Source organism: Methanobrevibacter sp. (assembly GCF_050872065.1).
Classification (GTDB): Archaea; Methanobacteriota; Methanobacteria; order Methanobacteriales; family Methanobacteriaceae; genus Methanocatella.
Genome location: NZ_JBNMGD010000047.1, coordinates 1 through 10,905 on the forward strand (window position 1 = coordinate 1; position 10,905 = coordinate 10,905).

Annotated in this window: 10 protein-coding genes; all 10 read left to right on the forward strand. The window is 28.3% G+C overall.

All coding sequences use genetic code 11. The annotated features are described in order from the left end of the window. The first annotated feature begins 74 nt into the window (after positions 1–74). The 10 genes from ACR0P1_RS06680 (at position 75) to ACR0P1_RS06725 (ending at position 10,711) form a co-directional block, all read left to right on the forward strand. A complete protein-coding gene (locus ACR0P1_RS06680) occupies positions 75–341 on the forward strand; it encodes a hypothetical protein (RefSeq protein WP_432645629.1) in 267 nt (88 codons plus the stop codon). Then, complete coding sequence (locus ACR0P1_RS06685) at positions 342–620, forward strand: hypothetical protein (protein ID WP_432645630.1); 279 nt, start codon at positions 342–344, stop codon at positions 618–620. Between the two features lie 106 nt (positions 621–726). Further along, complete coding sequence (locus ACR0P1_RS06690; protein ID WP_432645631.1) at positions 727–1,719, forward strand: CDP-glycerol glycerophosphotransferase family protein; 993 nt, start codon at positions 727–729, stop codon at positions 1,717–1,719. Positions 1,720–1,730: 11 nt separating this feature from the next. Next, on the forward strand, positions 1,731–2,690 hold the full coding sequence (locus ACR0P1_RS06695; RefSeq protein WP_432645632.1) for a glycosyltransferase family 2 protein: 960 nt from the start codon (positions 1,731–1,733) through the stop codon (positions 2,688–2,690). 1 nt (position 2,691) lies between these two features. Next, on the forward strand, positions 2,692–3,651 hold the full coding sequence (locus tag ACR0P1_RS06700; protein WP_432645633.1) for a glycosyltransferase family 2 protein: 960 nt from the start codon (positions 2,692–2,694) through the stop codon (positions 3,649–3,651). A gap of 4 nt (positions 3,652–3,655) precedes the next feature. Beyond that, complete coding sequence (locus ACR0P1_RS06705) at positions 3,656–4,513, forward strand: glycosyltransferase family 2 protein (protein ID WP_432645634.1); 858 nt, start codon at positions 3,656–3,658, stop codon at positions 4,511–4,513. A gap of 51 nt (positions 4,514–4,564) precedes the next feature. Further along, positions 4,565–5,968, forward strand: a complete 1,404-nt coding sequence (locus tag ACR0P1_RS06710; RefSeq protein WP_432645635.1) for an undecaprenyl-phosphate glucose phosphotransferase — start codon at positions 4,565–4,567, stop codon at positions 5,966–5,968. Between the two features lie 154 nt (positions 5,969–6,122). Further along, positions 6,123–8,744 (forward strand): OB-fold nucleic acid binding domain-containing protein, encoded by a 2,622-nt coding sequence (locus ACR0P1_RS06715; RefSeq protein WP_432645636.1) that lies wholly within the window; start codon positions 6,123–6,125, stop codon positions 8,742–8,744. Between the two features lie 22 nt (positions 8,745–8,766). Then, on the forward strand, positions 8,767–9,702 hold the full coding sequence (gene radA / locus ACR0P1_RS06720; protein ID WP_432645637.1) for a DNA repair and recombination protein RadA: 936 nt from the start codon (positions 8,767–8,769) through the stop codon (positions 9,700–9,702). A gap of 103 nt (positions 9,703–9,805) precedes the next feature. Then, positions 9,806–10,711: an AEC family transporter gene (locus tag ACR0P1_RS06725; RefSeq protein ID WP_432645638.1), complete on the forward strand. Its 906-nt coding sequence runs from the start codon at positions 9,806–9,808 to the stop codon at positions 10,709–10,711. Positions 10,712–10,905: the final 194 nt, after the last annotated feature.

A 10,905-nucleotide genomic window follows, 5' to 3' on the forward strand; every position in this document is an offset into this window, starting at 1 on the left:
ATTATATATATAATCATAATATTAAATAAATTAGTGAAGTAGATAATAGAATATTTATATGGAGGTATTGTGAAATGTTGGAGCAATATTTGCCTTTTGTGGGGTTAATAATTTTTGGTAATATTGAGAATTTGGTGTTATCTTCTCAAGGTGTTGTGGCAGGTGTAAATCCTCTTAAATTAGGAATTGCAAGTTTTATATGTGTTATTTTATGGTTAACTATTGGTACAGTTGCAACTTCAGTGTTAATAGATTATGTTTCTTTCATTGATTTTATTGGTGGTTTAGCTATTTTTATTTTAGGTTTACAGGCAATGGTGGAATCTATTAGGGGTGTTTAAATGAATGAATTAAAACCATTTTGGGCATTGTTAATTTTTGGTAACATTGAAAACTTAATTTTAGCAGCACAAGGTGTTGCAGCACATGTTGATCCGATTATTCTCTCAATTTTAAGTTTAATTGCGGTTATTTGCTGGCTTTTAATTGGAACTTTTGGTACAAAGATTGCAATGAAATATGCACGTTATATTAATTTCATTGGAGGTCTTGCTATTTTTATATTAGGTATTCAATCTATGATGGGGTCATTGCCTGGTATGTTAGCGTTTTTCCATTAATTAAATTTTACAGTTTAATATGAATTATTTAAAGCATAAAATATATGGTGTTTTATTTAAGTTATTTAAAAACACTCGTATTAAAAAAAATAGAGTTTCCTTTATAATGGATTCAAAAGGATCGTTTAATGGTAATTTTAGATATATTCAAAAGGAATTTGAAAATAGAGGAAACTTTGAATTTCATTATTTTTACAAGGATAAGTTTTCTATGGATAGTTTTAGAAAATTATCTAGTTCTAAGTTTATATTTTTAAACGATAACTTTTTTCCATTAGCTTTTATGAAATTTAATCCTGAAAGCATAATTGTTCAATTGTGGCATGCTCCGGGGGCTTCTAAGAAATTTGGTGGTTCTGTTGATATCCAAAGTAGGGAAATCCTTGGAAAAATTTCTAAAAATACGGATTATTTGATTGTCACATCAGAAAATATTAAAGATGATTATTCTGAAGCTTTTCAAATACCATATAATAAAATTAAATCTTTAGGTCTTCCTCGTATGGATTATTATTTTGAAAATCATGATGTTGATGCTTTAAAATCAGAATTTCTTAAAAAGAATGGCAGTTCATCAAATAAAAAAATAATCCTCTATGCTCCAACATTTAGAAACGAGGAAAAATATAATAATATATTCGATTATCTTGATTTAGAGGAATTCAATGAAAATCTAGGTAGGGACTACATTTTGGCTTTAAGACTACATCCGAAAATTAAGGATTTTTATAAAGAGGACATTTCTACTAATGGTCAGTATATTGATGTAAGTGATTACGAAAATGAGCAGGAATTAATGTTAATGAGTGATTTATTAATAACCGATTATTCATCCATAATGATTGAATATGTAGCATTAGATAAACCTGTAGTGTTCTTTACATATGATTTGGATAATTATTTATCTAATGAACGTGGTTTTTATTATGATTTTAAAAAAACAGTGCCAGGACCAATTGTTTATAACTCACAAGAACTAGTTGATGTAATTAAAAATAATGAATTAGATAAAAGTAAAATTTCTGAATTTCTTAAAACTCAATTTGATGTAATTGATGGTAATTCATCTAAAAGAGTCGTTGATTTTCTATTAAAATAATGGTAGATATAATGGATAATATTAAAGTCAGTGTCATTGTTCCGGTTTATAATAATTGTGAATATATAGGTAATACACTAGATTCAATAATTAATCAAGATTTCGATGATTTTGAAATAATTGTTGTTGATGACGGGTCAACTGATGATAGTTTAGAAATTGTCAGGGGCAAGTTATCCTCTTCAGCAGTGTCTTATGAGATTATTCATCAGGATAATGCAGGTGTAAGCCAGGCTAGAAATCGTGGAATTAATAAATCCCGTGGGGATTATTTGATTTTTGTTGATGCTGATGATTTTATCGCTAGAAATCATCTATCTGAATTATATAATGGTGAAACTGATTTTAGTTTAATACAATTGGTCAAAAAAGATGGGGATAATTTATCCGTTCCGTATAGTTTTCCAGAAAGTTTAATTTCATGTAATGATTTTATTAAAATGGAGTTAAACATGGAGATTCCATTTAATTTCTGCCAATTAATGTATAAAGCAAGTATTATAAAAGAAAATAATATTAAATTTACTCCTAATCTTATTTATGGTGAAGATACAGAATTTGCACTTAAGGCATTAAGTTTTGGTGATAAGATATCTATAAGTAATGAAGTAACTTATTATTATATTCAGCATGGCCAATCTGCAATTAGGACATCGGAGTTTAGGCGTTTTGAGATTGTGGATATTTTTGAAAACTTAGCTAAGTACTATCAAACTCAAGGAAAAGATGATTTGGTTAATCTAATAATTACATCTAGGATTCCAAAAGCGATATTTGGGAATATGAATTATTTTTTTTATAATGATTATGATTTTGATGAAGTAATTTCAAAAATGCGCCAATTAGATTTATTCACAAAATTATCCAAATTTGAGGGGAATTCTAAATTTAAATTTAAAATAAAATTATTCTTATTAAGTCCAAAAATTTATTATAAAATGTGGAAAAAATTTAAAAATTCAATTGATTAATATGAAGGTTTCAGTTGTAACACCAAATTATAATGGGGAAAAATTTCTAAAAACTTTTTTAAAATCCCTTAATGAAGAGAGCCAATACATTGGTGAAGTTATTATTGTAGATAATGGCTCTAGTGATGGTAGTTTAGATTATCTTAGGAATAATAGTTTTAATTTTCCTTTAGTAATAATAGAAAATGAAAAAAATGTAGGATTCTCTCCGGCTGTCAATCAGGGAATTAAAAAAGCTCAGAACAATTTTGTTTTTTCAATTAATAATGACACCGAAATTAAAAAAGGTTCAATTAAATCATTAATCGATACAATTACTTCTAGTGAAGATATTTTTTCAGTTCAAGCTAAAATGCTTCAATATAATAATAAAAATTTAATTGATGATGTTGGAGATGAATATAATTTACTTGCTTGGACTAAGAAAATAGGTGAAAATCATGAAGCTAGTGAATATACTCAAATAAAAGAGATATTTTCAAGTTGTGCTGGAGCAGCAATGTATAATAAAGCAATTTTGGATGAAATTGGATTATTTGATGATAATTTTTTCGCATATATGGAAGATGTAGATTTAGCAATTAGGTCTCGGATTAACGGTTATAGAAACATGTTATGTCCAGATGCTATTGTTTATCATATTGGTAGTGCAACATCTGGAAGCAGATATAATGAGTTTAAAGTAAAATTGGCTGCACGTAATAACGTGTGGGTGGTTTATAAAAATTTCCCGATTCCTTTAAAAATTATAAATTTTATTTTTCTATTTTTAGGATTTTTAATTAAATATTTATTTTTCTGTAAAAAAGGATTTGGATCTATTTATTTAGACGGTATTCGTGAAGGATTATCTACAAGAGGTAAAATTGACAAAGTTAAATTTGAATCAAAGAATACAAAAAATTATTTTAAAATGGAATTCAGATTAATAATAAACACAATTAAATTTTTAAAAAGATGATTGTATGGATCTGTCAGTTGTAATTGTAAATTATCAAACATTTGAGCTAACAAAAAACACTATTAATTCTATATTTGAAAATAATTACTCGTTTGACTATGAGATTTTAGTTGTTGATAATGCTTCTAAAGATGATAGTCTATCTAGATTAAAGGAATATTTTGGTAATAAAGTATATTTTATTGCATCAAAAGATAATAATGGTTTTGCAGCTGGAAATAATCAAGCTCTAAGGGTTGCAAAGGGGAGGCATGTTCTTCTTTTAAATTCAGATACCGTTGTTTGGGAAAATACATTGGAAAGTATTTATAATTACATGGAAAATCATACTGATGTTGGAGCATGTGGATGTAGGGTTCTTTTAGAAAATGGGGAGCTTGATAAGGCATGTAAAAGAAGTTTCCCGAATGTTAAAAATTCATTTTTTAGATTGTTCCATATTCCAACTAATAGTGAGGATAATGATTATAATTTAGATAATCTGCCGGATGATGAAATTTATGAAATTGATTGTCTAACAGGGGCATTTATGTTCATGAGATCTGATGCATTAAAAGAAGTCGGTTTATTAGATGAGACATTTTTTATGTATGGTGAAGATATTGATCTTTGTTTTAGAATTAAAAAAGCAGGTTGGAAGATTATTTATTATGGCCAGTCTAAACTTACTCATTTAAAGGGTGCTAGTAGTAAGAAACAAAAATCTAAGTTAATTTATGAGTTTTATCGTGCAATGTATATTTATTATAAGAAACATCATGCTGATGAATCTTTTTTTGTAGTAAATTGGGTTGTCTATTTTGGAATAGCTATTTTATGTGTTTTAAAATTATTCTTAAATTCATTTAAAAAGAAAGATTAAATAATTATTAATTTCAAATAATATACTTAATAATTAACTTGGAGTAGTTATATGATTAAAGAGAACCAAAAATTATTAAATTTAACATTAGTTTTAATTGATATTATAGTCATTGGGTTAGCTCTTTTCTGTTCATTATGGTTACGATTTAAAACTACTCTATTTGGACCAATTGGAGGCCATTTGAGCTTTTCTAGTTATCTTTTATTTTTTACTTTTGCGGTCATGCCAATTTATTTGATTTTATATTTTGCATTTGGCCTTTACAAACCACGTAGAACTTATAAAAATATTTTTTCAGAAGCAACACAGCTTATTAAAGTAAATATATTGGCATTTATATTATTAGTTTCAATTTTATTTATTATAAATCAGCCTGATTTTTCAAGGATAATGCTGATTTTATTAGCTATCATTGGTGCATTCTTTGGAATTATTGAAAGATTTACTATTAGATCTATTTTAAGGAAAATGCGTATTAATAATAGAAATATTAAGCATATCCTCATTGTTGGAGATAATGAATTGGCATTTAACTTTGCACGTAAAATTCGTGGAAATCCGTATTTGGGTTTTGTTGTAAGTGGTTTTTTAGGGCGTTCAAATCATATAGGTCGTGAAATAGAAGGATCTAGCATTATTGGTTCATTTTCAGATATTGATGAGGTTCTCGACAAAAATAGATTTGATAGAGTTGTTTTAGCTATTCCGTTAGAATATTATTATAAAATTAATGATTTGGTTGAAAGTTGTGAGAGAGTTGGAATCAAAGCAGAGATTATTCCAGATTATATTAGATACTTTCCAGCTCAGCCTTCCGTAGATATGATTGAAGACATACCTATTATAAATATAAGGTATGTTCCGTTAGATGATGAATTTAATAAATTTTTGAAATATTTCTCAGATTATGTTATTTCCATAATTGCTATTATTATTACATCTCCAATCATGATACTCACGGCAATAGCAATTAAATTATCTTCCCCTGGACCTATTATATTTAAACAAGAAAGAATAGGTTATAACAGTAAACCATTTATGATGTATAAATTCCGTAGTATGAAGGTTCAGGACCCTAATGAAGAAAAATCTGAGTGGACAACAAAAGATGATCCAAGAAAAACTAAAGTTGGTAATTTCATAAGGAAAACTAGTATTGATGAATTGCCACAATTTTTCAATGTATTAAAAGGAGATATGAGTGTTGTGGGTCCTAGGCCTGAAAGACCATATTTTGTTGATCAATTTAAAGAAAAAGTTCCAAAATACATGGTTAAACATCAAGTTAAACCTGGATTAACTGGATGGGCTCAGATTCATGGTTGTCGTGGAGATACATCTATTAAAAAACGTATAGAATATGATATTGAATATGTAGAGAATTGGCATTTGGGTTTAGATTTAGCAATAATGATTAAAACAGTATTAAAGAAAAATCCTAATGCGTATTAACTGTTTTTCATATTTTAATATAGTCACATTTAGAAAATGTATATTAATAATTTTTTTTAATGTTATTATAGGAATTACTTTTCAAATGCTCTCTCTAATAATTTATATACATTCTAATTATAAAATAAATATTAACTTTCAATGAGGGTTTGGTATGCAAGAAGAAATTTTAGAATTATACGAAGAAATTAAAGATCAGCTTTCAGAAGAGGAATTTGAAGCTGAAATGGCTGAAATTCGTGAGAATAATGCAGAGGTATTCTTTTTCGATGATTTAGATATTGCACGTATGGTTTTAGAAAATCATGGAATTGAAAATACAATTGCTCAAAAAAAAGATATTGAGCAATTATCCTTGGAATCTAATCATGAAAATGGGATTATTATGGATGAAGAAATTTTAGAAAGATATAATAAAGTTAAGGATATAATTTCTGAAGAAGAATTTTTAGCTAAAATGGAAGTTTATAAAGAAAAGAATGAGCATGCTTCATTTATGAATGATGTTACATTTGCTGACATGGTAGTTGGGGAATTCATCACTGAGAAAGTCGAAGCTATTTCTGAATCACCAGAATTTTCCGATAAGACAATCAGTGACCTTGAAGAAAATAGTAAGGATGTGAATGTTTCTGGTAGGGTAATTTCCATTTCAAATCCAAGATCCTTTAAAACACGTAAAGGACAAAGTGGTAAAGTGTGTAATGTTGAGTTAAAGGATAATACTGGTTCTATTAAGACTGTTTTCTGGACTCAAAATATTAAACTTCTCAATAATGTTAATGAAGGGGACATTATCCAAATTAAAGGTGTGGATATTAAAGAAGGATATTCAGGGCTTGAAGCTAATCTAAGACCAAGATCTACTATTGTCCATTTAGAGGAGGATTTTTCAAAATTCCCAGAATATCATGAAGATATTACTAACATTGCGGATATTAAGCCAGATACTAAAGTTAACATAATTGCAAGAATTATTAGAATTTCAACAATTAGGACTTATGAAAAGAATGGTAAGGAAGGTAAAGTTGCCTCTATTGAATTACAAGATTATTCTGGTAAAATTACTTACACATTATGGAATAAAAATGTTGAACTTATTAATGATTTAGGTCTTGAAGATGGTGATTCTGTCAAGATTATTCAAGCTCAAGCTCGTGAAAGAAGTAATAGAGATGGTGAAAGCGAAATATCATTAACTCATTGGGATGGGAGAATCATTAAAGGTAATTTTGATGTCCCTGAAGTTAAACAAGAATTCACACCTATTGGGGATGTATCTGAAGCACAAGATGTTTCTATTAAGGGTATTGTTTCAAGACTTCAAGATGTTAAAACATTTATAAGAAAAACTGATGGTGTTGAAGGAAGATTAAGGAATTTTGATCTTAGAGATGTTACTGGTGAGATAAGAGTAACTTTATGGGGTGATGATACAGAGTTACCAATAAATAAAGGGGATATTGCCAAAATCATTGGTGGAAATGTACGATATGATGAATATACTCAAAGTCAATATTCAATGAACACTAATTTTAACACTCAAATTACTATTAATCCTGATAATTTGTCTATTGAAGAATTAGATGAATTAAATGCATTAAGGGATGAATTAAGACCAACACCAATTGGTGAAATTTATGAAATCGATGATGATGGTATTGAGATTGATGTAATTGGTAGGATTCTTTCAGTAAATGATGTTAATGAATTCCAGAGAGATGATGGAAGTGTTGGTATTGTACGTTCAATAATTTTTGCTGATGAATCTGGTAAGGTTAATTTATCATTATGGAATGAACGTGCTGAAGAAGAATATACTGTTGGTGATGCATATCAAATTGAAAATGCGAGAACAAGAATGGGTATGTATAGTGTAGATTTGAATATTGGTAGTGGAGCTCGTCTTATTAAATTATCTGAGGAAGAAGCTTCTGCAAGGTTTATTCCAGAATTATCTACATTAGAAAAAGCATTGTATGATTACAAAAAAATTGATGAAATCGATGAAGATGATCAAGATGTTATTATCATTGGTAGAGTGATTGAATTAAATGATATCCATAACTTTGAAAGAGATAATGGTGATGTAGGGTCTGTTAAAAATATTGAAATTGCAGATGAAACTGGTTCTATGAGGATTGTTTTATGGAATGATGATGCAAAAAGAGAGTTTGAGATGGGTCAACCAATCAAATTACAAAATCCTCGGTTTGACTTAGATAGGGATAATCGTATTGAAGCTATTGTAAATAGAGGTACAACAATTTTAGAACCTAGTGAAAGTGAAATAGAAAGATTACCAACTCAAGAAGAATTAATGGAAGCTATTTATGTTCCTAAACCTATTGAAGCATTAACAGAAGATGATGTTAATGTTTGTGTGACTGGTATTATTAGTGATGTTGAAGCAGACAGAGTTATTCGTAAAAGATGTCCTGCATGTGGAAGAGGTGTAGAAGAAAGTGAAGATGAATATATTTGTGACAACTGTGGTCATGTATTTGATGAACCTAACTACCTTCTTATGCTTCCGTTAAGAATTGAAGACGATACTGGTTCAATTAAAGTTACCTTCTTTGATAACTTGGCTGAAGAATTAATTGGAAATACCAAAGAGGAGATTGTCAATATTGTTGAAGATGGTTATGGAATCGAAGATAAACTTGAAGATTTAAACGGTCAAACTATTGAAATTATAGCTAATGTTAGTTTTGATGAGTACAGTGAAGAAAATAGGTTAAATCCTAAGAAAATTTTATCAAAATATATTTAAATAAACAAAAGGAATGAGATTTATGGTTGAATTAAATGATTTACCTGGTGTTGGAGAAAAAACTGCAGAAAAATTAAAAGATGCAGGATTTGCTGATATGATGAGATTAGCAACTGCTACTGCAAAAGAATTATCTGTAAAAGCAGAAATTGGTGAAGGTGTTGCTGAAAAAGTTATTGAAGCAGCACGTAGATCTGAAAACATTGATTTTGAAACTGCATTAGAAGTTGATGAAAGAAGAAAAGATGTTGGTCACATTACTGTAGGTAGTCAAGAATTTAATGATTTAATTGGTGGTGGGATAGAAACTCAATCCATCACTGAAGTATTTGGTGAATTTGGATCTGGTAAAAGTCAAATTTCTCATGAATTATCTGTAACTGTTCAATTACCTAAGGAGTTAGGTGGTCTTGAGGGTGAATGTGTATTTGTCGATACTGAAAATACTTTCCGTCCGGAAAGGGTTAGACAAATTGCAGAAGGTTTTGAATTAGATGTTGAAGAAGTTTTAAGTAAGATTCATGTTGCTCGTGCATTCAACTCTTCTCATCAAATTTTAATGGTTGATAAGATTAATGATTTAATCCAAAAGGGTAACAATGTTAGATTGGTCATTGTTGATTCATTAATGGCACATTTCAGGGCAGAATATGTTGGAAGGGAGTCTTTAGCTGTAAGACAACAAAAATTAAACCAACATTTACATTCACTTCAACAAATTGCCAATACTTATAATGTTGCTGTATTTATTACCAATCAAGTCCAAGCTAAACCAGATTCCTTCTTTGGAAGTCCAACAAAAGCTATTGGAGGTCACGTTTTAGGGCATGCATCCACTTACAGAATTTGGCTTAAGAAAGGATTGGCTGGAAAAAGGATTGCACGTTTAGTTGATTCACCTCATTTACCTGAAGGTGAATGTGTATTTAAAATTACTAGCGAAGGTATTGTTAGTTAATTATTAATAAATTATAAATATTTTTTATTTTTTTTAAATTTTTTTTATTTTTTTTCTAATTTTTCATTAAATTTTAAATATAATTAAATTATAATTATTTATTATGGACGCAATAGCTATTACTATTTTCTCGATTATTATAATGATTGGATTAGGTTATTTTCTCAAAAGAATTGACTTTTTATCCAAGAAAGATATGGATCCGTTTAATAAAATAGTAATGTATGTCTTAATGCCTTGTATGATATTTAATGCAATTTATAATGCAGATTTATCATCACTTCCAAAATTGAGTATACTACCATTTATTATTCTGATTTCATCAATAATAACCGGAATTGTTTCATATTTTATTTTAAAAAGATTACATTTTGATGATAAAAAGATATGGAGTGTATTGGTTACAGTTATGATTGCCAATACTGCTTTCATGGGTTATCCTGTTACTTTAGGTATTTATGGACAAGAGGGTTTCTTAAGAGCAATATTTTGTGATATAGCAACATTATCTATATTCTTATTGTTGTCTTTTGTTTTAATTCTAAGATTTGGAGGAACAATTAAGACAGCTATTAAAAAAATTGCACTTTTCCCACCTTTGTGGGCTGTTGTTTTAGGTTTAATTTTTAATTTATTCCATATTCCACTTGCAGATGTTTTTGGATATACTATAAATTATTTAGGTCAAGGGGCAATTCCTTTAATCATGATTACATTAGGTTTGTCTATTGATTTTTCAGCATTATCTAGAAGTAAATCCATGATAGTTTTCACTTCAATCATGAAGTTAGTATTTTTCCCATTAGTTGCTTTTATACTTGTAACTAACTTAGGATTAGTTGATTTACAGTATACTATTTCAATTATTGAGGCAGCAATGCCTTCTGGAATGCTGTCATTGTTACTTGCAATTACTTATGATCTAGATTATGAATTAACATCTGATTGTATATTGATCAATACTGTAATCTCTTTGATTACACTACCTATTATTATTTCCTTATTGTAGTTTAAAAATGATTTTTTTTTTAAACTATAATCTTTTTATTTTTTTAAATCACAAATATTTTATCTTTATTTGAATTAAATATCCTTTTAAACTTGTTAATTGTGGTTTAATGTGGTTATTTTGCTTATATTATTTTATTATATATAAGCTTTACTCCAAGTGGTTTATAGAAATGTTTATAAGTGTGTATTTAC

What these genes read in the sequence shown, in the direction of transcription:
- ACR0P1_RS06680 (WP_432645629.1), top strand. Translation starts at nt 75, where the DNA reads ATGTTGGAGCAATATTTGCCTTTTGTGGGGTTAATAATTTTTGGTAAT.
- ACR0P1_RS06685 (WP_432645630.1), top strand. Translation starts at nt 342, where the DNA reads ATGAATGAATTAAAACCATTTTGGGCATTGTTAATTTTTGGTAACATT.
- ACR0P1_RS06690 (WP_432645631.1), top strand. Translation starts at nt 727, where the DNA reads ATGGATTCAAAAGGATCGTTTAATGGTAATTTTAGATATATTCAAAAG.
- ACR0P1_RS06695 (WP_432645632.1), top strand. Translation starts at nt 1,731, where the DNA reads ATGGATAATATTAAAGTCAGTGTCATTGTTCCGGTTTATAATAATTGT.
- ACR0P1_RS06700 (WP_432645633.1), top strand. Translation starts at nt 2,692, where the DNA reads ATGAAGGTTTCAGTTGTAACACCAAATTATAATGGGGAAAAATTTCTA.
- ACR0P1_RS06705 (WP_432645634.1), top strand. Translation starts at nt 3,656, where the DNA reads ATGGATCTGTCAGTTGTAATTGTAAATTATCAAACATTTGAGCTAACA.
- ACR0P1_RS06710 (WP_432645635.1), top strand. Translation starts at nt 4,565, where the DNA reads ATGATTAAAGAGAACCAAAAATTATTAAATTTAACATTAGTTTTAATT.
- ACR0P1_RS06715 (WP_432645636.1), top strand. Translation starts at nt 6,123, where the DNA reads ATGCAAGAAGAAATTTTAGAATTATACGAAGAAATTAAAGATCAGCTT.
- radA (WP_432645637.1), top strand. Translation starts at nt 8,767, where the DNA reads ATGGTTGAATTAAATGATTTACCTGGTGTTGGAGAAAAAACTGCAGAA.
- ACR0P1_RS06725 (WP_432645638.1), top strand. Translation starts at nt 9,806, where the DNA reads ATGGACGCAATAGCTATTACTATTTTCTCGATTATTATAATGATTGGA.